Raw genomic sequence first — 23,990 nt, forward strand, 5'->3', positions numbered from 1 at the left:
CGGTCATGGCGTCGATGAAGGTGATGTCGGTGAAGCCAGCGCGCTTGAGCGGGCCGGCGAGATAGGCGACCCATGCGGGGGCCAGGTTCCGGCAATCTCGGCCCCGCCGGAACGATAGTTGGGATGAACGAACAGAATGCGCATGGGCCAATCCCCCCTCCTGATCTGGCTCAAGATGGGGGAGCGGGCGCAATCACGCCTTGCGCTGAATCAAGAAAAACGGATCACCCTTTGGCCGCGTGCTGCGCCCTTGCAATCTCGTGGAGCCAGTCAGCATGGCGCGGGGCTTTCTTGGTCTGGCTCCATTCCTCCAGCATCAGCGGCGCGACGCGGGCGAGTTCTTCATATTGCTCGGCCGTGCCGATATCGGCGGCAAGTTCGACCCGGTGGCCGTTGGGATCGAAGAAGTAGATCGACTTGAAGATGCCATGATGCGTCGGCCCGAGCACGTCGATCCCTTGCGCCTCGATATGCGCCTTGGCCGCCAGCAGCGCCTCCTCCGAAGGCACCTTCAGCGCGAGGTGCTGCACCCATGCGGGGGTGTTCGGGTCCTTGCCCATCTCCGGCTGGCCCGGCAGCTCGAAGAAGGCGAGGACATTGCCGTTCCCGGCATCGAGAAAGACGTGCATGTAGGGATCATACGCGCCGGTCGAGGGCACATGGTCCTCGGCAAAGGCGGTGGTGTAAGTCATGCCGAGCACGCGGGCGTACCATTCCACCGTTTCTTTCGCGTCCTTGCAGCGATAGGCGACGTGGTGGATGCCGGAAAGGGTGACGGGGTGGGTCATGCGGCCGGTTCCTCGACCTGGAGCACGCCGCGGATGATCTGGTCGCGCTCCATGCTCTCGAACAGCGCCTTGAAGTTGCCCTCGCCGAAGCCTTCGTCGCCCTTGCGCTGGATGAACTCGAAGAACACCGGCCCGATCTGCGCCTGGGCGAAGATCTGGAGCAGCAGGCGGGGCTGGCCGCCTTCGGTGGTGCCATCGAGCAGGATGCCGCGCATCTTGAGCGCCTCGACATCCTCGCCATGGCCCGGCAGGCGCTCGTCCAGCATCTCGTAATAGGTTGCGGGCGGCGCGGTCATGAAGGGAACGCCGCGCTTTTGCAGGCGGTCCCAGCAGGCCACCAGATCATCGCAGATCAGCGCGATGTGCTGGATCCCCTCGCCGTTGAAGGCTCGCAGGAACTCCTCGATCTGGCCCTTGCCGCCCTCACCCTCCTCGTTCAGGGGAATGCGGATCTTGCCATCGGGCGCAGTCAAGGCCTTGCTGGTGAGGCCAGTATATTCGCCCTTGATGTCGAAGAAGCGAATCTCGCGGAAGTTGAACAGGGTTTCGTAATAGTCGGCCCAGTATTTCATCCGCCCGCCATAGACGTTGTGGGTAAGGTGATCGATGGTGTGGAAGCCCGCGCCCACCGGATGCCGCTCCACGCCGGGGAGGTATTCGAAATCGATATCGTAGATGGTCAGGCCGTTGCCGCCTGCAGCGCCCTCGTAGCGATCGACCAGATAGAGGATCGCTCCGCCGATGCCGCGGATCGCGGGGATGCGCAGCTCCATCACCCCGGTCTGGACGGCAACCGGCTCCGCGCCCTTGGCCATCAGATGGTCATAGGCCTTGGCCGCGTCCCGCACCCGGAACGCCATGCCGCAGGCCGACGGGCCGTGCTCGCGCGCGAAATACCAGGCGGGCGAGCGCGGCTCGTAATTGGCAATGAGGTTGATCCCGCCCTGCCGCCACAGGTGCACGTCCTTGGAGCGGTGCCGGGCCACAAGGGTGAAGCCCATCGCTTCGAACACGGGTTCGAGCACGCCCTTCTCGGGCGCGCAGAATTCGACGAATTCGAACCCGTCGAGACCTGCCGGATTGTCGAACAGGTCTTTGCTCTGGACGTTCATGGTGATGATCCCTTCGCCAGCGAGATAGTTTCAGTTGAAACCATCTATCCGAAACGACCGATTCTTGCAAGCAATTGCCAGCCGCGCGCGAAGCGGGCAGTCTGGGGGCCGGAGGAAAGCGACGATGATCAAAACCAAGGGTATCAACCACGTTGCGCTGGTGTGCCGTGACATGGCGCAGACCACCCGATTCTACACCGAGGTGCTGCACATGCCGCTGTTCAAGACGGTGGAGTTGCCCGATGGCGGCCAGCACTTCTTCTTCGATTGCGGCGGGGGCAATGCGGTGGCGTTCTTCTGGTGGAAGGACGCACCGCCTGCGGCCCCGGGCATTGCCTCGGTCAGGAACTTCCCCTTCGATGCCAAAACCGCGGTCGGCTCGATGAACCATCTGGCCTTCCACATGGACGAGGCCGAGTTGGAAGCGGCGCTGGAACGGCTGGAGGAAGCCGGGGTTCCGCACACCCACATGGTGTTCAACCATGACGACAGCCCCTCGGGTTATGCGAAAGAGACGCATGAGGGGGTGTTCGTGCGCTCGGTCTATTTCACCGATCCCAACGGAATCATGCTCGAATTTGCGGCCACAACCCGCAGTTTCGGGCCGCAGGATGTGCGTCACGCGCCCGCGACGGTGGCGGAGGACGCCTGATGCCCCGCCTCAGGCAAGTTCCTTTGGCCGAGGCGGACGAGAAGGTTGCCCTGCCGCTCTACCGGCTGCTGTTCGGGAGCCGCGATCCGGTGGCCGAACCCGGCACCGCCACCGGCACGCCGGGCGACTGGTGGACGGTGTTCGCCAACTCCCCCGACACGCTGCGCCACACCGCTCAGGGCTTTGCCTATTACCGTTCGCCTGCCCGCAAGCTTGATCCGGTGCTGCGCGAACTGGGTCAGACCTGGGCAGGCTGGGCGACCGGGTCGCAATTCGTCTTCTCGCAGCACTGCAAGAGCTTGCGCGGGCTGGGGGTCAGCGAGGCAAAGATCGAAGCCCTGCCGGTGTGGCAGACCTCGGATGTGTTCGACGCAAAGGAGCGGCTGGTGCTGGCCTATGCCGATCGGCTGGTGTGCCACGGCGGGCGCGTGCCCGACGCGCTGTTTGCAGAAGTGAAAGCGGCCTTCAGCGACGAGGAAGTGCTCGAGCTGACCTACATCACCTGCCTCTATCACATGCACGCGATCATGAGCCGGGCGCTGCGCACCGAGTTCGACGACAGGGATGATCCCATCGTGGAAGTGCCTGCGCCCGAGGGCTTCGACGCGCTCGACTTCCTGGGCGGGACTAGGCGATAACCCGCCCGATGGTCCGCCCGCGCTCGTCCTGCGTCAGGCTGAGGCGCTGGCCGAAAGGCTCGCCGCTTTCGAAGGCCGCAGCGGTGGCGGCATCCGCCAGGTCGGCATTGCCCACCACCCGCGCGCCCGCATCGCTGCGCCCGATGAAGATCGCCTCGGCGCCCTTCGGGCCGCGGTTGATAGTGTAGGTTTCGACCACCGCGCTCTCCACCAGGCCCTCGGCCAGCGGCACCTTGTCGGTCGCCTTGGGGAGCACGGCAAAGCGATCATTCGCGGACCAGTCTGCCGGTTCGGTCGAGTAGATGCCGGTGGCATATTTGCTCATCCAGCCGCCATTCGCGCCCACCAGCGCGAAACTGCCGCGATCCCCCCGCACCCGCTGCACGGCCTCGGCAATGGCGTGGGCCGAGTAGTTGTTCCCCGCCCCGCCGAAGAAAGGCAGGCCACCGGTCAGCGTCAATCCGCGCGGGTCGTCAAACGCCAGGCCGAAATGGTCGCACTGGTTGAACACGGGAATCGCAAAGCACGAATAGAAGTCGAGATAGCGCATCTCGCCGATCGACTTGCCCGCCCGCGCCAGCGCCGCATCGACGCTCGCGAGCGAAGCGGGATTGGCCGCCAGATCGGGCCGCTGCGACAGCTTGATTTCGGTCGCGGCGGTGACGGCGTGGATGTGCACCCACTTGTCTTGCGGCACGCCGAGTTCGCGCGCCAGCCCGGCCGAAGCGAGGATGATCGCCGCCGCCTGGTTCACCTGATCGCGCGCCACGGTCATGCGCGGATAGGGTTCGGCGACGATGCGGTTGCGGTCGGTGATGGTGGCGAGCTCCTGTGCCGTTCGCTCGACCGGCGCGGCGGAATGCGGGTTGGCCGCCGCCACCTTGGTGAACGGAGCAAACAACCGGCCAATCTCCAGCCGGTATTGCTCCAATCCCATGCCCAGCTTGTGCCGCCGCGCGTTCTCCGCCAGCGCATAAAGCGGGATCGCCCCGCTTGCGCCGTGCATGAACAGCGCCGGCTCCAGCAGTTCCTCGACCCCGAAGCCCTGATCCTCGAAATCACCGCCGATTTCTTCCGACCAGTCGGGGATCTCGCCCTTGGCGGTAAGCGCAAGCACGGTCGAGATCGCCTCGGAACCGACGATCACCGCGCAGCGGCTGTCGCCCGCCGCGATAGTCTGTGCAAATTCGCCCACCAGCTGCTGGTTGGTCTGCCCGCCGGTGGTGGTCAGGATCGCGCGGGCCGGGTTCGCCCCCACCCGCTTGGCGATCGCCCGCGGCACATTGTCCGCAGCCCCGAAAGGCGGCTTCCTGTCGGGCCGCGACATCTCGAAGGCGCGGATCGCGGCGAGGGTGTCGATGGCCTGCGCGACCGACCCGGCCGCGCCGCTATCGGCAATCGCCGCCCCCAGCGCCCGTCCGGCCAGGTCCATGTAGGAGAGGGCTTCGTAGCCCGGCTCGCCCACCCTCTCCGAATATTGCCCCACGCCGATGATGACGGGGGTGTTGTCAGGCACCTCAGTCAACGAAATCATCCACCCGCTCAACGATGATCGCCGGGGCCATGCCGCCCGCCGCGCACATGGTGACAAGACCGTAACGCCCGCCGCGCCGCTCAAGCTCGTCGACGATGGTGCCGATCAGGATCGCACCGGTCGCGCCGATCGGGTGGCCGAGCGCAATCGAGCCGCCATTGACATTCACCTTGTCCCAGTCGAGTTCGAGATCGCGCACGAACTTGGCGGCGACCACGGCGAAGGCCTCGTTGATCTCGTAGAGGTCGATATCGTCCTTCGACAGGCCGGCCTTGGCCAGCACCTTCTTGGCGGCGGGCACCGGCGCGTTGAGCATCAGCGTCGGATCATCGCCCATGTTGGCGGTGGCGACGATCCGGGCGCGGGGCTTCAATCCGTGCCTTTGCGCATAGCCCTTGGAGGTGACCAGCACCGCCGCAGCGCCATCCACCACGCCCGAGGAATTGCCCGCGTGATGGAAATGCTTGATCTCGAGATCGGGATACTTCTGGTTGATCAACTTGCGGAAGGTGGTGCCCTTCTCGTCGAGTGGCACGTCGGCGATCTTGGGGAAGGCGGGTTCGAGCTTGGCGAGGTCTTCCATCGTCGTCTGCGGGCGGGGATATTCGTCGCGGTCGAGCAGCACCGTGCCGTCATCCGCCACCACCGGGACGATCGACCTGGCAAAGCGGCCCTCGGCAATCGCCTCGGCGGCGCGCTGCTGCGAGCGGTAGCCGACCTCGTCGAGCTGCTCGCGGGTGAAGCCTTCCATGCTGGCGATGGCATCGCCGCAGATACCCTGGTGCGACTGCGGGTGCACCTTCTGCAGGCGCTCGTTGTAGCTGCCCATCATCGGCGGCTTGATGCCCGCGCGCATCTTTTCCTGGCTCATCGCGGCGGTGAGGCTCATCATCTCGGTGCCGCCGGCCACGATGCAGTCTTCCATGCCGCTCATCACCTGCGCCGCGGCGAGCGCGACGCTGGTGATTCCGCCGCCGCAGAAGCGATCGATCGTAGTGCCCGACGAGGTGATGTCATAGCCCGCATCGAGCGCGGCCATGCGGCCCATGTCCCCGCCCTGCAATCCGTCTTGGGTCGAGACCGACCAGATCACGTCGTCGACCGTGGCGGTGTCGAGCTTGTTGCGCTCGGCAATCGCCTTCAGCACGGTCGCGGCGAGATGCTGCGGATGGCACGCGGCAAGCGCGCCCTTGCCCTGCTTGCCGATCCCACGCGGGGTGCGGACGGCGTCGATGATGTAAGCTTCAGCCATGGTGTACCTCTCCCAGGTAGCGAAAATGCGGTTGACGCGTCCGTAAACCCACTGCACCACTCGCACAAGAATTGCGTTTCAAATTGCAATGGCAAAATCGATAGGAGAGAGATTCGTGAGCGATACCGCTGCCCCTGAAGTGCTGACCGAAGTCGAGGACGGCGTCCTCATCGTCACCATCAACCGGCCCGATGCCAAAAACGCCATGACCCGCGCGGCAGCAGAAGGGATTGCCGCGGCGATGGACCGGCTCGACGCCGATGAGACCTTGCGCGTCGGCATCCTCACCGGTGCAGGCGGCACCTTCTGCTCGGGCATGGACCTCAAGGGCTTCCTGCGCGGCGAGCGGCCGACGGTGGAAGGCCGGGGCTTTGGCGGCGTGGTCGAAGCTCCGCCCAAGAAGCCGCTGATCGCTGCGGTGGAAGGCTATGCGCTGGCCGGCGGGCTCGAGCTGATGATCGCCTGCGATCTGGTGGTCGCCAACGCGGGCGCGAAGTTCGGCATTCCCGAAGTCAAGCGCGGCCTGGTGGCGGCGGCGGGCGGGGTGATGATGCTACCTGACCAGATTCCCCAGCGCGTGGCGATGGAACTGGCACTGACCGGGGACTTCATCGACGCCGCGCGGGCCTACAGCCTCGGCCTGATCAACGAAGTCACCGAAGGCAGCGCGCTCGATGCCGCCAAGGCGCTGGCGGCGCGGATCGCGGCCAACGGGCCTTTGGCGGTGCGGGTGTCGAAGCAGATCATCAAGGAATCGCGCGGCTGGGCGATGAACGAACGCTACGCCAGGCAGGCCGAGCTGATCGCGCCGGTGTTTACCTCGGCCGATGCGCGCGAAGGCGCCGCGGCTTTTGCCGAAAAGCGCAAGCCCAACTGGACCGGGAAGTAAGCCTTAGGGGACGGGGCGCAAGCGATGCGCGCCGCCATCATGGGATCACAAGGAGAGAGCAATGTCCATCCTCAACGTGCCGCCGCCCGCCTTCATGCAAGACGAGGAAATCGCCATTTTCGCCGACGCGGTCGGCAAGTTCTACCAGCAGCACGCCCCGCAGAAGCGGGTCGAGAAGTGGCGCGAGGAAGGTCAGGTCGAGCGGGAGTTCTGGCGCGAGGCCGGAGCGGCAGGCCTGCTTGGCGTTTCGGTCCCGACCGAATACGGCGGCCACGGCGGCGATTTCCGGCATGATCTGGTGGTGATCGACCAGCAGTCCAAGCACGGGGTGGACGGCTTTGCCGCCTCGCTCCACAACACCGTGATCCTGCCCTATCTGGTGCGCCATGGCACCGAGGAGCAGAAGCAGAAATATCTGCCCCGCCTGGTCAGCGGCGATCTCGTCAGCGCGATCGCCATGACCGAGCCAGGCGTCGGCTCCGACTTGCAGTCGATCACCACCACCGCGGTGAAGGACGGTAACGGCTATCGCATCAGCGGCTCGAAGACCTATATCTCCAGCGGCCAGATCGCCGACTTCATCATCGTCGTCGCCAAGACCGATCCAAACGCGCGGGCCAAGGGCATCTCGCTGATGCTGCTGGAGACCGAAGGCGCCGAAGGCTTCAAGCGCGGGCGCAAGCTCGACAAGATCGGGCTCGATGCAGCGGACACTTCGGAACTGTTCTTCGACAATGTCTTCGTGCCGGCCGAAAACGTGCTTGGCGGAGTCGAAGGCAAGGGCTTCTACCAGTTGATGGGCGAGCTGCCGCAGGAACGCCTGATCATCGCCGTGGGCGCAATGAACGCGATCGAGAAGGCGCTCGAGACGACGATGGACTACGTCAAGAGCCGCAAGGCCTTCGGCCAGACCATCTGGGACTTCCAGAACACCCAGTTCGTGATGGCCGACCTCAAGGCCCGCAGCACCGCCGCGCGCGTCTTCGTCAACGACTGCATCGCCCGCCATTTGAAGGGCGAGCTCGACGTCGCCACTGCCTGCATGGCCAAGTACTGGCTGACCGAGCTGCAAGGCGAAGTGGTCGACAAGTGCCTACAGTTCCATGGCGGAGCCGGTTACATCAACGACTATCCGATCGCGCGGATGTACCGCGACAGCCGCATCACCCGCATCTTCGGCGGTTCCAACGAGGTGATGAAGATGGTGATCGCGCGGGGCATGTGATCCGGCCTGCATTCCTGCCCCCCGGCGGGCGGGCAAAACAAAAAGGGGCGGCTCGCAGGAGCCGCCCCTTTTCTTTGGCCGAAGCCGCCTGCAGCTAGAACTTGGCGCGCAGGGTCACGCCGTACTGGCGCGGCGGCAAGGTGAAGGCCGAACGCGAGTTGGCCGCGCCGCTCCCGCGCAGCGTGGTGTTGAAGGTCACCCCGCGCACCACTTCGTCGGTCAGGTTGTTGACCCAGCCTTCGATCGCATAGGCGCCGTCGCCAAAGCGCAGGCCCGCGCGCAGGTTCACGAAGGCCTTGCCGTCCTGCACATCGGCCACGATCAGCGGTGCGGCGTCGATCGCCGCCTGCACCTGCGCAGCGGTGGAGCCGGCCGGAACGGTCGGCGGCACGATCGCCTGGGTCGAGGTGCGCTGGTCGCTCTCCATGCGGACCTGGCCCGCGATGAAGAATTCCATCGAATCGTTGAGCGGCTTCTCCCACATCCCGCCGATCAAACCGATGATTTCCGGGGCATTGGTGAGATCATTGCCGCACAGCGACGCGACCGTCACCACGGTCTCCTGCCCGACATCGCAATCCTCGGGGTAGCTCGCATCGAGAATTGTCGCACCCAGATTGAAGGTCAGTTCGCTGCTCGGGCGGATCAGGCCTTCGATTTCCACGCCGCGGGTTTTCGCCTTGGGCACGTTGAAGGTCTGGAACGCGGTGCCGGTGAATTCGAGCACCTGGAAGTTGCTGAAGTTCTCGTAGAAGCCGGCGATGTTGAGCGTTACCGCATCGTCGAGCATCTTCGCCTTGAGGCCGATTTCATAGGCATCGACCTCTTCCGACAGGAAGCGCGGATCGGCGCCGTTCACCGCAGCGGTGGTATCGAGGTTGATACCGCCCGCCTTGTAGCCGTGGGTGAAGCTGGCATAGGCATTCACCGAGGAGCTGAATTCATAGCCCAGCTTGACGGTGTAGATCAGCTCTTCGTCGTCGAAATCGGTCTGGAAGGTGCGCACCAGCGGCAGCACAGCCGCCTGCGGCAGATCGGCCGGCGCGGTGAAGCCGAAGCAGCCGAGGCCGATGAACGAAGGCCGCAGCGCCGCCGGAATCACCCCCAGCGCACCCAGCGTCGCCGGGCAGATCTGGTTGTTGACCGCGGTCTGGCTGAAGCCGCCCGACTTTTCTTCCCACGAATAGCGCGCACCCAGCGTCAGTTCGAGGCCATCGGTGATCTCGAGGGTATTATGGGTGAAGATCGCGTAGCTCTTGGCATCCTGCTGGAAGCGGTTGGTGTTGGTGGTGCCCGCCGGGTCGCGCCCGGTGAACAGGGTGAGCGGGTTGGGGCCGAGCGCCCCGCCGGTCGGCACGAACAGCAGCGCGCCGACGTTTTCGCCGTAATCCTGGCCCAGCGCGAAGCTGACCGACTGGTCGATCGTCTCGTCGGAATAGAACCCGCCGATCATGTAATTGAGCCTGCCGCCCAAGGTCTCGCCCTGCAGGCGCAGTTCCGCAGTCCAGGTCTCGAGGTCGAGGTTGAGGCCGGTAACGTTGAAGATATCGAGCCCGGTGAAATCGGAATCGTAGGCCTCGAAGCTCTCGTACTTGCGCCACGAACCGATGAAGATCAGGTCCGCATTCTCCCCGACCGGGATCTCGATCTCGCCGGTAACGCCGTAGTTGTCGATATCGGCACGCGGGGCGAAGTTGGCCGAGACGATGCGGTTGTCCATCGCCCGCTCGAAAGTGCGCTGGTCGCGCGGCGTGGTGGCCACCACCGGCTGGCCATTGCCGCCGTTAAGCCCGAGCCCCACCGCAGCATAGGCCCCGCCGGTCACCAGCGGCGACTGGTAAAGCTCGATCGCGCCGCAGCAGCTCGACTTGCTCTTGGAATAGTCGGCGATGATGCGCCCGCGCAGCCCGCTATCGGTGTCCCAGCCGATCTGGCCGCGCACCAGCCACTGATCGACATCATTGGTCTCGCCGACCTTCACCCCGTTGCGGTTGACCACGTCGAGAAAACCGTCGCGCTCGCGCCAGGCCCCGGTCAAGCGCAGCGCCAGCGTGTCCTGCACCAGCGGGACGTTGATCGCGCCCTGCAGGCTGATTTCATCGAAATTGCCATATTCCGCGTTCACGAAACCGCCGAAAGCGGTGACATCGGGGCGGACATTGGTGATGTTGAGCGCGCCGGCAGAGGTGTTGCGGCCGAACAGCGTGCCCTGCGGGCCGCGCAGCACCTCGACGCGTTCCACGTCGACGAATTCGGACAGTGCCACGCCGGGACGCGACTGATAGGCGCCGTCCACGAAGATGCCGACCGCGCTTTCGAAGCCGATATTGTTCGAGGTCGTGCCGATGCCGCGCACGCGCAGCACCACCGAGCCCGAGGCAAGCTGCGCCTGGCTGGCGGTGAAGGATGGCGCGAGGGCCGAGACCTGCTGGATGTTGACGACGCGCTGCGCTTCGAGCTGCTGCGGGGCGATGGCGGTCACCGCGAGCGGGATGTCCTGCACGTCCTGGGCACGGCGGGTCGCGGTCACGATGATGACGTTGTCATTGCGTGCCTGGGGCGCCTCGCTCTCGGCGTCCTGGGCAAAGGCAGGGGTGGTAAGCGCGCTGCAGGCCATCAGGCCGCCAGCAAAGGCTGCAAGCTTGCGTGTCATATTGTCCCTCTCTCCACAACACGGCCGGTTTGGCACCGGTCCAGTCATTGCAAAGTGAAACCTATCAGCCTTGCGCGTCCTAGCAAGAGTCCTAGCGAAGTTCCGGACGGAAGTAGCAAAAATGCAACAGCTCATGCTCCGGCGCAGCCTTGGAGGTGCCGTGCGCGGAACTTGTGAAACTTTGTTGCGCATTGCTGCGGCAGAGGCCGGAACCGCCAGAACCCGTAGCGCTCACCGAGCCACAAGGGGCGCGGCACGGCGAGAAAGCGCGGGACAGCGATGCACGCGCCTTGCCCAAATTCAGTTGCAGATTGCTATTCAAGACTCGCTTTTGCCCCGATGCTGTGGTTACATCCCTGTCAACAAGGGAGAGAGAGAAGGCCCGCCATGCTTGCTACACCGCCAGACTTCGACGTGCTGATCGTTGGTGCCGGGATTTCCGGCATCGGGATGGCCGCCCACATGGGGATGAAGGCGCCGCACCATTCCTATTGCATCGTCGAGCGCCGCGACAATCTCGGCGGCACCTGGGACCTGTTCCGCTATCCCGGCATCCGCTCGGACAGCGACATGCACACGCTGGGCTTCGATTTCGAACCGTGGCGGCACGAAAAGAGCATCGCCGATGCGCCCGCGATCCTCGAATATCTCAACCGGATCGTCGACGAGCGCGGCATCCGCCAGCATATTCGCTTCGGACACAAGGTGATCCGCGCCGACTTCCACCACGATGACGCGCGCTGGCATGTCGAGCTGGAAAAGGCCGATGGCAGCCGCACCCGGATGACGGCGAATTTTCTCTACCTCGGCGCAGGCTATTACGATTACGACGAGCCCTATGATCCCGGCTTCGACTTCGGCGAGTTCGAGGGCCAGATCGTCCACCCGCAGTTCTGGCCCGAGAACCTCGACTACAAGGGCAAGAAGGTGGTGGTGATCGGCTCGGGCGCGACCGCGGTCACCATCGTCCCATCGATGGCGAAGGACGCGGGCCATGTGACCATGCTCCAGCGCACCCCGACCTGGATGTTCACGCGGCCCGCCAAGGATGCCATCGCCAACTTCCTGCGCGCCGTGCTGCCGGAAAGGCTCGCTTACCGAATCACCCGGTTCAAGAACATCAAGATGCAGGACTTCAGCTTCAAACTGGCGCGCAACAAGCCGCAGAAGGTGAAAGACGCGCTTTTCAAGAAGATCGAGGCGGCGCTCGGGCCGGATTACGACAAGGACAGCTTCACCCCGCCCTATAATCCATGGGAACAGCGCCTGTGCCTGGTGCCCGACGCGGATCTGTTCAAGGCGATGAAGGCTGGCAAGGCGAGCGTCGTGACGGGGCACATCGCAAGGTTCGAAAAGGGCGGCGTGCGCCTGACCGACGGGCGATTCCTCGCGGCCGACATCGTGGTGACCGCAACCGGCCTCAAGCTGGCGGTGGCGGGCAAGATCGACGTGCGCGTCGACGGCGAGCCGGTGAAGTTCAACGAGCGGTTCTACTACAAGGGCTGCATGTTCTCCAATCTGCCCAACCTTGCGGTGGTGTTCGGCTACCTGAACGCCAGCTGGACGCTGCGGGCCGACATCAATTCGGACTATGTCTGCCGCCTGCTCGAACATATGCGCAAGACCGGCGCCAGCATCGTCACCCCGGTGCTCACCCCGGAAGAGGAGGCGAAGATCATTGAAGATGACGTGTTCGATTTCTCCTCGGGCTACATCCAGCGCGGCAAGCACATCATGCCGAAGAATTCGATCGCCTATCCCTGGCGGCTCAATCAGGAATATGTGGTCGATCGCAAGCGGATGAAGGAAGACCCGCTGCTCGACGGCATCCTGACCTTCACCAGGCCGGGCGCGAATGCGACGCGCGGGGTAGAGCAGCTGGAAGCGGCTGAATGAATTGCGCAGCCCATCCGGGCTGCGATGTCCTTGCGCGGGCGACCTGAAGGTTGCATCTGCGGGTGGCCGGTCGGCCTTACGGTTGCTGAGGCAACCGGTGCTCGTGCCTCGGCTGCTCTAGCTGCTTGAGACCATCGCACGAAGCGCCTACTCATCCCCCATGACCTCTCCCGAAAAGATCTGGACCGCAGGACTTGTCGTCATCGGCGACGAAATCCTCTCCGGCCGTACGCAGGACAAGAACATCGCCCAGGTGGCAAGCTGGCTGCAGGTGCAGGGCATCCGCCTTGCCGAGGTGCGGGTGGTGCCCGATGTCAAGGCGCGGATCGTCGAGGCGGTCAACGCGCTGAGGGTCGCCTATGACTACCTGTTCACCACCGGGGGGATCGGGCCGACGCATGACGACATCACCGTCGATGCGGTGGCCGCGGCGTTGGGGGTGCCCGTCGTGATCCACCCCGAGGCGCGCGCGCTGCTGGAACGCTATTACGCCACCCGGGGCGGCCTCAACGAAGGGCGGCTGCGCATGGCGCGCGTGCCGGAAGGTTCGGAACTGATCCCCAACCGCATGTCGGGCGCGCCCGGCATCCGGCGCGGCAATGTCTTCCTGATGGCCGGCGTGCCGCACATCACCGCCGGGATGCTCGACGCGCTCACCGGCCAGCTCGAGGGCGGCGCGCCGCTGCTCAGCGAGACCATCGGCTGCTGGGTCGCTGAAAGCGAGGTCGCCGACCTGCTGCGTTCATGCGAGGCGGCACATGAAGGCTGCCAGATCGGCTCCTATCCCTTCTTTCGCGAGGGCCGCGTCGGCGCCAATTTCGTGGTCCGATCGACCAGCGCCGAAGCGCTCAAGGCCTGCTGCGCGAGCCTGATCGAAGACCTGACGCGGCTCGGCTACGCCGCGATCATCGGGGGCATCTGAACGCCGGCGTCACGGCTCAGGAGACAACATCACCTACGATTAACCTTTGCCGTTTAAGCCAAGCGGCATGACTCGCGTGTTCATCACGATCGACACCGAGTATTCCTCGGGGCTTTACACCGGGCCGGGCGCGGCTGACCGGGCCGACAACTTCGCCCGTTCGATCTCGTGCGACACGCCGCAGGGCCCAGCGGGGGTCAGTCACAAGCTCCACCTGCTGCGCGAGACCGGGCAGAAGGCGGTGTTCTTCGTCGATCCCATGCCCGCGCTGGTGTGGGGTGTGGCCGCGATCGCGGATATCGTCGAACCCATCCTGGCCGCCGGGCAGGACGTGCAGCTCCATTGCCATACCGAGTGGCTGGCGCTGGCGGGCAGCGCCAGCCCGCTGGCCTCGGGGCGCACGGGGCACAATCTCGCCGATTTCCCGTTCGAGGAACAATGCGCGATCCTCGACTATGCCCGCACCACGCTGATGGCGGCGGGCGCGCCTGCCCCGGTTGCCTTCCGCGCCGGGAACTACGGCGCCAATGACGATACGCTGCGCGCCCTCGCAGCGCTCGGCATCACCCATGACACCAGCCACTGCCCTGCACTTCCTGGCGGAGCATGCCGCATCAGCCTGGGGCCGGAAGCGCGCGATCCGGTCGCGCATATGGGCGTGATCGAAGTGCCGGTCGGCAGCATCGGCGCGCTGCGCGGCAGGCAGCGCCATGCCCAGATCACCGCGCTGACGCTGGACGAGATGCTCGCCGCCATCCGGCATGCCCGGCAGGCGGGACGCGAGACATTCACGCTGGTGAGCCATTCCTTCGAGCTCATCAACCGCCGCAAACTGGCGGTGAACCACATCGTGCGCCGCCGCTTCACCAATCTCCTCAAGGCGATCACCACCATGCCCGGCGTGAGCACCGGAACCTATGCCGAAAACCCGCCACAGCCGTCCGCCACTCTGCAGTCCAGCCCCTTGCTGCCGGCCAAGGCGCTGCGCACCGGCTGGCGCATCGCCGAGCAATTCGCCTCGAACACGCTCTACGGGGCGCTTTAGGATCGGCTGGGGATGGGCTGTGCCACGATCGACTTCACGATCGGCACGCGCCGCCTGCTGCGCGTGCCGCGCGCGCTCTCGACCTGGAGCTTCACGCTGGAGCAGGTGCTCGCGTCCAGCCTGCCCGATTCTCCCGCGGCCGGGGCCGACGGCTTGCGCGTCCTCTCGGCCCCGGCCGACCGCCTCGCCGCGATCACCGCGCGCTATCCCGGCTTGATCGCGGGCGGGCGGCAGGACTACCGCCGCCACTATATCGACATGAGCGGCAGCTTTGCCGACTACATGGCGCGCTTCTCGGGCAAGACCCGTTCGACCCTGCGGCGCAAGGCGCGCAGGCTGGCCGAGGAGAGCGGCGGCTATCATGTCAGCGAGCACCGCCGTCCGGCCGAGATCGAGGCCTTCCTCGCCGCCGCCCTGCCGCTTTCGGCGCGCACCTATCAGGCGCGGCTGCTCGATGCCGGCCTGCCCGATTGCCCCGAGGCGCGCCGCGCGATGCTCGAAGCGGCCGAAGATGACCGGCTGCGCGGCTTCCTGCTGCACGCGGGCGGGCAGCCGATTGCCTATCTCTTGCTACCGGTGGTCGGCCGCACGCTAGTCTATGCCCATGTGGGTCACGACCCGGATCATGCGCGGCTCTCGCCAGGGACAGTGCTGCAACTCGAGGCGCTCGCGCACCTGTTCGCCGAAGGACGCTTCCGCTGGTTCGATTTCACCGAGGGCGAGGGCGCACACAAGGCGATGTTCGGCACGGCCAGCGCGGCCTGTTCGAGCCTCGTGCTGCTGCGCCCGACGCTCGCCAACCGCGTGCTGCTGGCCTCGCGCGGGGCCTTTGATGCGGGGGTGGCACAGGCGCGGGCGCTCGCCCGGCAATCCGGCGCGCTGGCGCAGATCCGCGCCCGCCTACGCGCCTGAGCGCTCGGCCTCGGTGGTGGCGGCCTTGCGCCGGTTTCGCAGCTGCTGGCGGACGCGGTCGATCAGCAGGCGGCGCTCGGACGGGCCTTCCTCCGCAGCAAGGCGGAACTTGAGCACGAAATAGAGCCACAGCGCGGCAAAGCTGCCCAGCAGCGCGCCAGCCGCGATGCCGAGCCGCGGATCGTAATGGGCGATCAGCCCCAGTGCGACGAGCGCAAAGCCGAGGACGAACCATTTGGGATAGAACAGCGTCCCGTCATCGGGGGAAAGCGGCATGGCTTGTCTTTGTCCTTTGCACGTGCACGCGGGAAGGGGGGAGAGGCGCGTGCGGATGATCGCAAGGTGGCCACGCTGTGCGGAAAATCAAGGGGCTAAACGACGAACAGCCATGGCAAAGGGCCGGATCGCCAGCGCGGCAACCCGGCCCTTGATCTTATGCAACGCCTGATTTTCAGCCCCATCGGTTCTGAAGAACCGCAAGGCCGACCGGCCGCCCGCCACAAGGCGGCCTTCAGGCCCCGTGTGCGAGGAAGCAAAGCCGCGGATGCGGCTTTGCCCCATCAAATCACGCGCCTTCGACTTCGGAAAGATCGAGCTTGAGGCCCGGGCCCATCGACGAGGTCATGGTGACCTTGCGGACATACTTGCCCTTGGCCCCGGCGGGCTTGGACTTCACCACGGCATCGGTCAGCGCCTTGAAGTTGGCCTTGAGCGCGTCATCCGAGAAGCTGAGCTTGCCGATCCCCGAGTGGATGATGCCCTGCTTTTCGACGCGGAACTCGACCTGGCCGGCCTTGGCATCCTTCACCGCCTGCGCCACGTTCGGAGTGACGGTGCCGAGCTTGGGGTTCGGCATCAGGCCCTTGGGGCCGAGCACCTTGCCGAGCCGGCCAACCACGCCCATCATGTCGGGCGAGGCGATCACGCGGTCATAATCGAGGTTGCCGGCCAGCATGTCTTCCATGAGGTCTTCCGCGCCGACCTTGTCGGCCCCCGCAGCCAGCGCCTTTTCGGCATTCTCGCCGCGCGCGAAAACCGCGACGCGCACGTCCTTGCCGGTGCCCGCAGGCAGCGACACCATGCCGCGCACCATCTGATCGGCGTGACGCGGATCGACGCCGAGGTTCATGGCGACTTCGACGGTCTCGTCGAACTTGCTCTTGTACTGGCGCAGCGTGGCCAGAGCTTCCTCGACCGAGTAGAACTTCTCGCGATCAAGAGCCTTGAGAAGCTTCGCCTTCTTCGTCAGCTTGGCCATCGCTTCAGCCCTCCACCACTTCAAGGCCCATCGAACGGGCAGAGCCCTCGATGATGCGCATCGCCATGTCGACATCATTCGCATTGAGATCGGCCATCTTGGCTTCGGCAATCTCGCGGATCTGGCTCTGGGTCACCTTGCCGGCGACAACCTTGCCCGGCTCCTTTGAGCCGGATGACAGCTTGGCCGCCTTCTTGAGGTAGTAGGATGCCGGCGGGGTCTTGGTGATGAAGGTGAACGAGCGATCCGCATAGACCGTGATCACGGTCGGGATCGGCATGCCCTTTTCCATCTCCTGCGTGGCGGCATTGAACGCCTTGCAGAATTCCATGATGTTGACCCCGCGCTGACCCAGCGCCGGGCCGATCGGCGGTGACGGCGTGGCAGAGCCGGCGGGCACCTGCAGCTTGATATAGCCTTCAATCTTCTTGGCCATGAGGCCTTACTCCTATCGCACTGTTGCCGCGCCGGTTCGAGCGCGGCTCATGTTAAGCGGTCGAGCGCCCCGGCCTGTTGGATGGCCCGGACTTCCGCACGGAATCGCCCGCCCGCAGGGCAAGCGAAGCTGCGCGCCTAGTCGGGCGCGAGGGGAAAATCAATCGAAACCGCGCGCCCGATCGCACGGCGGGCGCAGCCTCTTGGCGCGAGCGGTGCGGGGAGCGTGGCGGCACAACGCGCACCGCCTCGGGCGCTAGCGCGCCTGCGCCGCCTTCCCGGATGCGCAGCTGTGCGCCCAGCGAAAGCTGGCGGGGCAGGTGCGCAAGGCCCGATCGCAAGGGCGCGCCAAGGCACCCTCGCCCCCGGAGATCACTTCACCAGTTCGACTTCCTCGAAGCCCAGTTCGACCGGGGTGGCGCGGCCGAAGATCGACACCGAAACCTTGACCTTCTGCTTGTCGAAATCGAGCTCTTCCACGATCCCGTTGAAGCTTGCGAAAGGTCCGGCGTTGACCTTGACCGAATCGCCGATCTCGTAATCGACGCTGATGTCGCGCTTGGGCGCGGCCTTGGCCTCTTCCACCCCGCCGAAATAGCGCGCGGCCTCTTTCTCGGAGATCGGCTGCGGCTTGTTGCCCGAGCCGAGGAAGCCGGTCACCTTGGGGGTATTCTTGATAAGGTGGTAGATATCGTCGGTCAGGTTGAGCTTGGCGAGCACGTAGCCGGGCATGAACTTGCGTTCGACCTGCACCTTCTTGCCGCGCTTGACTTCGGTGACGGTCTCGGTCGGGACCTGCACTTCCTCGACCCCGTCGCTGAGGCCGAGCCGCTCGGCCTCGGCAATGATCGCGTCGCGGACCTTGTTCTCGAAACCCGAATATGCGTGGATGATATACCAGCGAGCCATGGGAAATCCTTGGAAATGCGTCTGACGGGGACATGCCCCGGGAAAGGATGTGCTTATTCCAGCAGGCCGATCGCGTAGCGCACGATCAGGCCGAACACGCTGTCGATGCCGAGGAAGAACAGCGACAGGATCATCATGAAGATGAACACGAAGATCGCCGTGCGGACGGTCTCCTCGCGGGTCGGCCAGACGATCTTGTTCGTCTCGGCCTTGACCTGGTTGAAGAACTCGCCGGGCGAGGTCTTGCGCTTCTTTTCTTCTGCGACTTGCTTGTGTTCAGCCATGATAGCTGCGTTCCTTCGGTTCAAACCTGCATCCTCGCCGGCCGGCTTTCAGGTAGGGGTCCGCGCCGCCCGGGACAAGGTCGCCGGAGGGGCTGGATGATTGCCGATGTCGGGAAGACAGATCGCCCTTACGCCGGAGCCGGGCGGATTGCAAGATGATGCAGGCGTGGCAAGGCGCCAGCCTTCTCCGACAGCGGGCCGAACAAGGCATCGCAAAGCGGAAATGCGCGAGGCGGGCGAACCCGCAGAGGCGGGCCGATAAACGGCCGTGGCAGGGGTGACAGGATTCGAACCCGTGGCCCTCGGTTTTGGAGACCGATGCTCTACCAGCTGAGCTACACCCCTGCACTCGCGGCAGGCGGGCCTTTAACGAAGGGCCGGGCGATAGGCAATCCTCTTTGCCTAGGGGGCCGGGGCGATGTATTGTCGGGTGCGACCATGCACGCGCCGCGTCACCCCCCGATCCCGGTCGAGACCCTGCTGCTCGCCTATCGCAGCGGCATATTCCCGATGGCCGACCGACGCGAGGACGCCGACATCTTCTGGGTCGAGCCGCGCGAGCGGGCGATCCTGCCGCTGGGCGGGCTGCATGTCTCAAGGTCGCTGCGCAAGGTGCTGCGCGCCGATCGCTATGCGGTGACGGTGGATCAGGCCTTCGAAGCGGTGATCCGCGCCTGCGCCGAGCCGCGCACGGATCACCCCGAAACCTGGATCTCCGAGCGGATCGTGCAATCCTATCTCGGCCTCCACCGCGCCGGGCACGCCCATTCGGTGGAATGCTGGCGCAACGCGCCGGGCGGCGGACGCGCGCTGGTCGGCGGACTCTACGGCGTATCCTTCGACCGGGTGTTCTGCGGGGAATCGATGTTCAGCCGCGCCGACAATGCCAGCAAGGTCGCTCTGGCCTGGCTGGTGGCGATGCTGCGGCAGGCCGGCTTCACCCTGCTCGATTGCCAGTTCATGACCGAGCACCTGCGCTCGATGGGCGCGGTGGAGATCCCGCAGCGCGAATACCGGCGGCGGGTCGAACAGGCCCGGGGGCAGCCGCGCACCAGCCTCGGCGCGGCATGGCGGCACTTTGCCCAAGACGCGGCTTATCCAGCCGGAGCCGGACTCGCAGCAGGCGCGGCGGCAGGGTCTGCTGCCGGTGCAGCAGGCACGACCGGAGCGGCGCTCGCCGCAGGACGGGGCGAGGCACCGGAGGTGGAGGACTTGGCAGCGCTCGGATCGGCATCGCCCGGCCAGCGCATCGCGCAGTTCTTGACCCAGACGTCATAGACCGGGTGCTCGACCACGTTGAGGCTGGGCGATTCGCGGAACAGCCAGCCCGAAAACACGCGGCGGTGCCGTTCGGCGCCGCGCTCGCGAATGTCGACTTGGACGAAGGCGCCCACTTCCTGGGGCAGTTCCCACGGCGCGGTGCGCTCGCAGGCCGACAAGCGGATGATCACCGGGCCGATCTCGCGCGCCTCACCCGGCTTCAAGGTGATCTCTTCCGAGACATTGTTGCGCTTGTTGAGCAGGCCGAGCGTGGCGACCCGATCCCGCATCGGGGTCGCGCCGTTATCGCTGGCTCCGGCGGCAGGGGTGGCAGGGGCAACAGGGGCGGGCGAATCGAGCGGAACACCCTTGGTCTGCGGCTCACCCGCGCTGTCGCAGGCAGCCAGCGCCAGCGCGCAGCCGAGCACGCAGGCCAGCGGCGCGCCAAGGCGGGCAAACCCCATCGCCCGCCTCAGCCCGCGGTGCTTTCCGGGGTCCAAGCCTCGTAATCGCCGACCGCCCGCGCCCGCTTGCCGCCGCGCTCGAGCGAACCTTGCGGGAAATAGGCCTGCGCGGTGCCGGTGGCGTTGGGGGTGTAGTCGGCCTCCCACACCTTGGGCGGGGGCAGGTGGCTTTGGGGCACATCGTCATAGGTGCCATGCAGCCAGCCATGCCATTCGGCCGGCACGCGGCTGGCATCATTCGCGCCATTGTAGATCACCCAGCGCTTCTCGCGCTGCGTGTAGGAGCCGGTGTTGGCCCCGTCCTTGGCGCGCAAGCGGTAATATTTGTTGCCTGCCGCGTCGGTGCCGACATGCTCGCCGCCGACGCGGCGGGCCCACAGGTGTGTGCCGATGGTGGCACCATCCCACCAGGTGAAGATCTTTGCGAGGATTCCCATGGGCGCAGCGCCTAGCGGAATTGGCGGTTAGCGCCAATATTTGATTTTCGAATCGGCCGGTGCAGGTGCATCGCCTCGGCAATGCCATATCCTTGCTCACGCGGGCTGACGGCCGCATCGCTGCCGGCGGGCGATCGGCCTTGCGGCCCGTCCCGCGGCGAGCCGCGCCGGCACCTTACCGCTTACCTCGGCAACTTGTATGACACGCGATCGCCTGCCGCGATGCCAAGCGCCTTGGCCCGGCCGGCGCGCAGTTCGAGCACCGCGCTCACCGGCCCCTCGGATGGGATCACCTCGAGCGAATAGGGCACGGTGTCGGCGGCGATGTTGCTGATCCGCCCGTCCGGCCCGATGAAGATGATGTCGAGGCTGAGCGGCGTGTTCTTCATCCAGAAGCTGCGCGGCTGGGGTGTGCCGGAGGGGAAGATCATCCCCTCGAAATCGCCCAGCTCGGTGCGGAACATCAGCCCGCGCGCCTGGGCTTCAGGCGAGGCGGCGAGTTCGACCTTGAAGGGGATTTTCCTGTCCCCGCGCTCGACCACCAGATCGATCACTTCCAGCCCCGAGACCGGATGCCGCGCCGCCGGCGCAGGGGCTGCTGCCGGCGCCTGGGCCCGCGCCGTTGCGCCTTCGCCCGGCGAGCACGCCGCCAGCACCGCCACCCCTGCCAAGCCTGCCACCAGCCAAAGTCTCACCACGATCCGTCTGCCCCTTCCTCGTCTGCGTCTGCGGCTCCATCGCACCAGGCTTCCACCTCGCTGACACTCTCTGCATCGAGGATGAACCGCACGTGGGCATAATCGTGGCCAGCGCGCAGCATTGCTGCAACGGCTTTTTCATGCGCCTTGCGAATGGCCAGCGGATCGCCTTGGGGTCCGGGGCCGAACGGGCCGAGCCGGCGCTTGCGCGCCATCAGCACCGCCGCTCGCCGCCGCGCGGCCTCGCCGGGGGCGGCGGCGGCGCGGATCTCCTCGTCGACCCCGGCGGCGCGCAGGGCCTGCTCCACCCGCCGCGCGCCATAGCCGCGCGCGCCGAGATCGCGGGCGCGCATCCGGGCATAGGCGGCATCGTCGACATAGCCCAATTCGACCAGCCGGGCGACCAGCGCGGGGACATCCACCGCCCCCATGCGCCCGTCGCCATCCTCGGCCATCCCGCGCGCGCGCAGCTTGCGCATAAGATAGGCCTCCAGCCGCGCGCCGGTGCTGGCAAAGCGCGCCGCATAGGACAGCGCAAGGTCGCGCAACTCGGCCTCGCCCAGCGGCGGCTTGGCGGGCTGGCGCCGGTCCCGATCACGACCTCGGGATGACGAATTCGCTTTACCTGAAACCATTTCGCCTTATTCGTGCCACCTTGCCAACTAAAAGCGGACCTCACCATCGCGCCGAACTATGGCTGGCGAAACGGGGCGACGCTAGAGCGCAAGCGAGGCATGGCCTTGGAACGCGCCGCAACTGACGGGTATCGTTGAACAATATGACCGACGCCGTTTTGACGCCGACGCCGAATGACTGCGAACTGCCGCGAATCCGTGCGCAATTTGCAACTTTCAACCAAGCGATCGACTACGCCGCGAAGAGCCGCAAGGGGCTCAATTTCCATGACATGCGCGGCGTGTTGGCGCGGGTCTATCCCTATTCGCAGATGCGCGAGGATGCGCTGGTGATGGCGCGGCGGCTGGTCGCGGCCGGGATCGGCAAGCAGGATCGCGTCGCGCTGATCGCCGAGACCGGGCCGGAATTCGCTGCGCTGTTCTGCGCCTGCGTCTATGCCGGCGCCTGGCCGGTGCCGCTGCCGCTGCCGACGACTTTCGGGGGCAAGGAAAACTACATCGATCAGCTCGCGGTGCAGCTGCTGAGCGCAGACCCCAGAATCCTGCTGTTCCCCGAAGAAATCGCCGAGATGGCCGAGGCCGCCGCCGCGCGGCACGGGTGCGAGGCGGCTAGCTGGCAGGATTTCAGCCAGCGCCCCGCGCCCGAATGCGATCTGCCCGAGGCCTCGCCCGACGATATCTGCTATCTGCAATATTCCTCAGGCTCGACCCGCTTCCCCACCGGGGTCGCCGTCACGCACCGCGCGCTGCTGCACAATCTCTACGGCCATGCAACCACGATGAACCTCGGCGAAAATGACCGCTGCGTCAGCTGGCTGCCGTGGTATCACGACATGGGCCTGGTCGGCTGCCTGCTGTCGCTGATCGCCAACCAGGTTTCGGGCGACTATCTCAAGCCCGATGCCTTCGCCCGCCGGCCGCTGGCGTGGCTCGACATGATCAGCCGCAACCCTGGCAACACGCTCTCCTATTCGCCGACCTTCGGCTACGACATCTGCGCGCGCCGCATCTCTAGCCAGTCGAACGTGGCCGAACGCTTCGACCTATCGCGCTGGCGGATCGCGGGCAACGGCGCGGACATGATCCGCCCGGACGTGATGCAGAACTTCGTCAACGCCTTTGCCGAAGCGGGCTTCAAGGCCTCGAGCTTCACCCCCTCCTATGGGCTGGCCGAGGCGGTGCTGGCGGTGACGGTGATGCCACCAGGCGAAGGCATCCGCGTCGAACTGGTCGAGGAGGAACGCCTTTCGGGCGCGCCGCGCGATCTGTCGCGCCCGGCGCGCTACCGCGCGATCGTCAATTGCGGCAAGCCGCTGCCCGACATGGAGGTGGAGATCCGCGGCGAAGATGGCGCGGCCAAGGGCGACCACCAGATCGGCAAGGTGTGGTGCCGCGGCCCCAGCGTCATGCACTCCTATTTCCGCAACCCCGAAGCGACCGCCGACTGCTTGCAGGACGGCTGGCTCGACACCGGGGACATGGGCTACACCGCCAATGGCTATTTGTTCATCGTCGGCCGGGCGAAGGACATGATCATCATCAACGGCAAGAACCACTGGCCGCAGGACATCGAGTGGGCGGTGGAACAGCTGCCCGGCTTCAACCACGGCGACATCGCCGCCTTTGCGATCGAAACCGAGAACGGTGAGGAAGCCCCGGCGGTACTGGTGCATTGCAAGGTCTCCGACCCGGAGGAACGCATCAAGCTGCGCGACCAGATCGCCGACAAGGTGCGCTCGGTCACCGGCATGAGCTGCATCGTCGAACTCGTCCCCCCGCGCACCCTGCCGCGCACCTCGTCGGGCAAGCTCAGCCGCGCCAAGGCGAAGAAGCTCTATCTGGCGGGTGAGATCGTGCCGATTTCGCTGGCGGCATAAGGTATTTGCCGTCCCGCGCGGGGGCGGCTTTGCAGAAAGGCGCGGCGCTGCCTGGATGCCGCAGATGGGTGGCTTGCTGCGACCGTCGTCAGCCCGGCAAAAGCCGGGCCTGCGGACGGCAGGCACTGCCCCAAGCGGCCCCAGGCCGCAGCCTTGGCAGGGGGGCAGCGCGCAGATTGCCGCCCTTTCCTACACCCGAGCAGACGCGTAGCCTG

23 protein-coding genes, 1 tRNA gene and 1 pseudogene are annotated in these 23,990 nt (G+C 65.7%); 10 read left to right on the forward strand and 15 right to left on the reverse strand.

Annotation, left to right across the window (positions count from 1 at the left end; all coding sequences use genetic code 11):
* Positions 1–224 precede the first annotated feature (224 nt).
* Together BZF61_RS10465 and hppD are read right to left on the reverse strand one after the other, a co-directional pair.
* Positions 225–788, reverse strand: coding sequence for a VOC family protein (locus tag BZF61_RS10465; protein WP_086619085.1), 564 nt, complete (start codon positions 786–788; stop codon positions 225–227).
* Positions 785–1,900: a 4-hydroxyphenylpyruvate dioxygenase gene (gene hppD / locus BZF61_RS10470; protein ID WP_086619086.1), complete on the reverse strand. Its 1,116-nt coding sequence runs from the start codon at positions 1,898–1,900 to the stop codon at positions 785–787. Before hppD ends, BZF61_RS10465 begins: the two co-directional genes overlap by 4 nt.
* A 124-nt stretch (positions 1,901–2,024) precedes the next feature.
* Between hppD and BZF61_RS10475 the strand changes: the two genes are divergently transcribed.
* Positions 2,025–2,552, forward strand: coding sequence for a VOC family protein (locus tag BZF61_RS10475; protein ID WP_086619087.1), 528 nt, complete (start codon positions 2,025–2,027; stop codon positions 2,550–2,552).
* Entirely contained in the window at positions 2,552–3,190 is a 639-nt protein-coding gene (locus BZF61_RS10480; RefSeq protein ID WP_086619089.1) for a carboxymuconolactone decarboxylase family protein, read from the forward strand. Before BZF61_RS10475 ends, BZF61_RS10480 begins: the two co-directional genes overlap by 1 nt.
* Here the strand turns inward: BZF61_RS10480 and BZF61_RS10485 are convergent.
* A complete protein-coding gene (locus tag BZF61_RS10485) occupies positions 3,180–4,706 on the reverse strand; it encodes an acetyl-CoA acetyltransferase (RefSeq protein ID WP_245804591.1) in 1,527 nt (508 codons plus the stop codon). The genes BZF61_RS10480 and BZF61_RS10485 overlap by 11 nt on opposite strands.
* Before the next feature lies 1 nt (position 4,707).
* Positions 4,708–5,976 carry an acetyl-CoA C-acetyltransferase gene (locus tag BZF61_RS10490; RefSeq protein ID WP_086619092.1) on the reverse strand — a complete coding sequence of 423 codons (1,269 nt, stop codon included), beginning with the start codon at positions 5,974–5,976 and terminating at the stop codon, positions 4,708–4,710.
* Between the two features lie 88 nt (positions 5,977–6,064).
* On the opposite strand from BZF61_RS10490, the gene BZF61_RS10495 reads away from it, so the two are divergent.
* Positions 6,065–6,865, forward strand: coding sequence for a crotonase/enoyl-CoA hydratase family protein (locus tag BZF61_RS10495; protein ID WP_086619093.1), 801 nt, complete (start codon positions 6,065–6,067; stop codon positions 6,863–6,865).
* A 61-nt stretch (positions 6,866–6,926) separates the two neighbouring features.
* Positions 6,927–8,090, forward strand: a complete 1,164-nt coding sequence (locus BZF61_RS10500) for an acyl-CoA dehydrogenase family protein (protein ID WP_086619095.1) — start codon at positions 6,927–6,929, stop codon at positions 8,088–8,090.
* A gap of 94 nt (positions 8,091–8,184) precedes the next feature.
* Here the strand turns inward: BZF61_RS10500 and BZF61_RS10505 are convergent, their stop codons facing one another.
* Positions 8,185–10,743, reverse strand: coding sequence for a TonB-dependent receptor (locus tag BZF61_RS10505; protein ID WP_245804586.1), 2,559 nt, complete (start codon positions 10,741–10,743; stop codon positions 8,185–8,187).
* 387 nt (positions 10,744–11,130) lie between these two features.
* Here BZF61_RS10505 and BZF61_RS10510 point away from each other — a divergent pair, with 387 nt between their 5' ends.
* The 4 genes from BZF61_RS10510 (at position 11,131) to BZF61_RS10525 (ending at position 15,518) form a co-directional block, all read left to right on the forward strand.
* Positions 11,131–12,639 carry a flavin-containing monooxygenase gene (locus BZF61_RS10510; protein WP_086619096.1) on the forward strand — a complete coding sequence of 503 codons (1,509 nt, stop codon included), beginning with the start codon at positions 11,131–11,133 and terminating at the stop codon, positions 12,637–12,639.
* Between the two features lie 160 nt (positions 12,640–12,799).
* Entirely contained in the window at positions 12,800–13,561 is a 762-nt protein-coding gene (locus BZF61_RS10515) for a competence/damage-inducible protein A (protein WP_086619098.1), read from the forward strand.
* Between the two features lie 67 nt (positions 13,562–13,628).
* Positions 13,629–14,606: a polysaccharide deacetylase family protein gene (locus tag BZF61_RS10520; RefSeq protein ID WP_086619100.1), complete on the forward strand. Its 978-nt coding sequence runs from the start codon at positions 13,629–13,631 to the stop codon at positions 14,604–14,606.
* Between the two features lie 12 nt (positions 14,607–14,618).
* Positions 14,619–15,518: a GNAT family N-acetyltransferase gene (locus tag BZF61_RS10525; RefSeq protein WP_086619102.1), complete on the forward strand. Its 900-nt coding sequence runs from the start codon at positions 14,619–14,621 to the stop codon at positions 15,516–15,518.
* Here the strand turns inward: BZF61_RS10525 and BZF61_RS10530 are convergent.
* From BZF61_RS10530 to BZF61_RS10555, 6 genes are all read right to left on the reverse strand, one after another.
* The gene (locus BZF61_RS10530; RefSeq protein ID WP_086619103.1) at positions 15,507–15,794 is read right to left on the reverse strand and encodes a hypothetical protein; all 288 of its coding nucleotides are present in this window, start codon (positions 15,792–15,794) and stop codon (positions 15,507–15,509) included. The two genes, BZF61_RS10525 and BZF61_RS10530, sit on opposite strands and share 12 nt — an antisense overlap.
* A 289-nt stretch (positions 15,795–16,083) precedes the next feature.
* Complete coding sequence (gene rplA / locus BZF61_RS10535) at positions 16,084–16,776, reverse strand: 50S ribosomal protein L1 (RefSeq protein ID WP_086619104.1); 693 nt, start codon at positions 16,774–16,776, stop codon at positions 16,084–16,086.
* Between the two features lie 4 nt (positions 16,777–16,780).
* Positions 16,781–17,212: a 50S ribosomal protein L11 gene (rplK, locus tag BZF61_RS10540; protein WP_086619105.1), complete on the reverse strand. Its 432-nt coding sequence runs from the start codon at positions 17,210–17,212 to the stop codon at positions 16,781–16,783.
* Positions 17,213–17,583: 371 nt separating this feature from the next.
* Entirely contained in the window at positions 17,584–18,120 is a 537-nt protein-coding gene (gene nusG / locus BZF61_RS10545) for a transcription termination/antitermination protein NusG (protein ID WP_086619107.1), read from the reverse strand.
* Between the two features lie 53 nt (positions 18,121–18,173).
* Positions 18,174–18,404 carry a preprotein translocase subunit SecE gene (gene secE, locus BZF61_RS10550; RefSeq protein ID WP_086619109.1) on the reverse strand — a complete coding sequence of 77 codons (231 nt, stop codon included), beginning with the start codon at positions 18,402–18,404 and terminating at the stop codon, positions 18,174–18,176.
* A 269-nt stretch (positions 18,405–18,673) separates the two neighbouring features.
* A tRNA-Trp gene (locus BZF61_RS10555) sits at positions 18,674–18,749 on the reverse strand.
* Positions 18,750–18,842: 93 nt separating this feature from the next.
* On the opposite strand from BZF61_RS10555, the pseudogene aat reads away from it, so the two are divergent.
* Positions 18,843–19,433 (forward strand): annotated as a pseudogene (aat, locus tag BZF61_RS16005) (leucyl/phenylalanyl-tRNA--protein transferase); the annotation flags it as partial.
* A gap of 65 nt (positions 19,434–19,498) precedes the next feature.
* Here aat and BZF61_RS10565 read toward each other — a convergent pair.
* The 4 genes from BZF61_RS10565 to BZF61_RS10580 all read right to left on the reverse strand — a co-directional run bounded on the left by BZF61_RS10565 (position 19,499) and on the right by BZF61_RS10580 (position 21,898).
* Complete coding sequence (locus tag BZF61_RS10565) at positions 19,499–20,128, reverse strand: DUF2155 domain-containing protein (RefSeq protein ID WP_086619112.1); 630 nt, start codon at positions 20,126–20,128, stop codon at positions 19,499–19,501.
* A gap of 8 nt (positions 20,129–20,136) precedes the next feature.
* On the reverse strand, positions 20,137–20,565 hold the full coding sequence (locus tag BZF61_RS10570; protein WP_086619113.1) for an NADH:ubiquinone oxidoreductase subunit NDUFA12: 429 nt from the start codon (positions 20,563–20,565) through the stop codon (positions 20,137–20,139).
* A 182-nt stretch (positions 20,566–20,747) separates the two neighbouring features.
* The gene (locus BZF61_RS10575) at positions 20,748–21,263 is read right to left on the reverse strand and encodes a DUF192 domain-containing protein (protein WP_245804587.1); all 516 of its coding nucleotides are present in this window, start codon (positions 21,261–21,263) and stop codon (positions 20,748–20,750) included.
* Positions 21,257–21,898, reverse strand: coding sequence for a regulatory protein RecX (locus BZF61_RS10580; RefSeq protein ID WP_086619115.1), 642 nt, complete (start codon positions 21,896–21,898; stop codon positions 21,257–21,259). The genes BZF61_RS10575 and BZF61_RS10580 overlap by 7 nt, the downstream gene beginning before the upstream one ends.
* A 143-nt stretch (positions 21,899–22,041) precedes the next feature.
* On the opposite strand from BZF61_RS10580, the gene BZF61_RS10585 reads away from it, so the two are divergent.
* A complete protein-coding gene (locus BZF61_RS10585) occupies positions 22,042–23,775 on the forward strand; it encodes a fatty acyl-AMP ligase (protein WP_086619117.1) in 1,734 nt (577 codons plus the stop codon).
* Positions 23,776–23,990: the final 215 nt, after the last annotated feature.

The sequence above is a fragment of the Erythrobacter tepidarius genome (genome assembly GCF_002155695.1).
GTDB lineage: Bacteria > Pseudomonadota > Alphaproteobacteria > Sphingomonadales > Sphingomonadaceae > Erythrobacter > Erythrobacter tepidarius.

Bases quoted from the DNA above. Each gene is read 5' to 3' on its own strand.
- rplA (WP_086619104.1), bottom strand. From the start codon at position 16,776: ATGGCCAAGCTGACGAAGAAGGCGAAGCTTCTCAAGGCTCTTGATCGC.
- BZF61_RS10465 (WP_086619085.1), bottom strand. From the start codon at position 788: ATGACCCACCCCGTCACCCTTTCCGGCATCCACCACGTCGCCTATCGC.
- hppD (WP_086619086.1), bottom strand. From the start codon at position 1,900: ATGAACGTCCAGAGCAAAGACCTGTTCGACAATCCGGCAGGTCTCGAC.
- BZF61_RS10505 (WP_245804586.1), bottom strand. From the start codon at position 10,743: ATGACACGCAAGCTTGCAGCCTTTGCTGGCGGCCTGATGGCCTGCAGC.
- BZF61_RS10515 (WP_086619098.1), top strand. From the start codon at position 12,800: ATGACCTCTCCCGAAAAGATCTGGACCGCAGGACTTGTCGTCATCGGC.
- BZF61_RS10500 (WP_086619095.1), top strand. From the start codon at position 6,927: ATGTCCATCCTCAACGTGCCGCCGCCCGCCTTCATGCAAGACGAGGAA.
- BZF61_RS10490 (WP_086619092.1), bottom strand. From the start codon at position 5,976: ATGGCTGAAGCTTACATCATCGACGCCGTCCGCACCCCGCGTGGGATC.
- BZF61_RS10525 (WP_086619102.1), top strand. From the start codon at position 14,619: ATGGGCTGTGCCACGATCGACTTCACGATCGGCACGCGCCGCCTGCTG.
- nusG (WP_086619107.1), bottom strand. From the start codon at position 18,120: ATGGCTCGCTGGTATATCATCCACGCATATTCGGGTTTCGAGAACAAG.
- BZF61_RS10520 (WP_086619100.1), top strand. From the start codon at position 13,629: ATGACTCGCGTGTTCATCACGATCGACACCGAGTATTCCTCGGGGCTT.
- BZF61_RS10530 (WP_086619103.1), bottom strand. From the start codon at position 15,794: ATGCCGCTTTCCCCCGATGACGGGACGCTGTTCTATCCCAAATGGTTC.
- BZF61_RS10580 (WP_086619115.1), bottom strand. From the start codon at position 21,898: ATGGTTTCAGGTAAAGCGAATTCGTCATCCCGAGGTCGTGATCGGGAC.
- BZF61_RS10510 (WP_086619096.1), top strand. From the start codon at position 11,131: ATGCTTGCTACACCGCCAGACTTCGACGTGCTGATCGTTGGTGCCGGG.
- BZF61_RS10585 (WP_086619117.1), top strand. From the start codon at position 22,042: ATGACCGACGCCGTTTTGACGCCGACGCCGAATGACTGCGAACTGCCG.
- rplK (WP_086619105.1), bottom strand. From the start codon at position 17,212: ATGGCCAAGAAGATTGAAGGCTATATCAAGCTGCAGGTGCCCGCCGGC.
- BZF61_RS10570 (WP_086619113.1), bottom strand. From the start codon at position 20,565: ATGGGAATCCTCGCAAAGATCTTCACCTGGTGGGATGGTGCCACCATC.
- BZF61_RS10495 (WP_086619093.1), top strand. From the start codon at position 6,065: ATGGCAAAATCGATAGGAGAGAGATTCGTGAGCGATACCGCTGCCCCT.
- BZF61_RS10475 (WP_086619087.1), top strand. From the start codon at position 2,025: ATGATCAAAACCAAGGGTATCAACCACGTTGCGCTGGTGTGCCGTGAC.
- BZF61_RS10565 (WP_086619112.1), bottom strand. From the start codon at position 20,128: ATGGGGTTTGCCCGCCTTGGCGCGCCGCTGGCCTGCGTGCTCGGCTGC.
- BZF61_RS10480 (WP_086619089.1), top strand. From the start codon at position 2,552: ATGCCCCGCCTCAGGCAAGTTCCTTTGGCCGAGGCGGACGAGAAGGTT.
- secE (WP_086619109.1), bottom strand. From the start codon at position 18,404: ATGGCTGAACACAAGCAAGTCGCAGAAGAAAAGAAGCGCAAGACCTCG.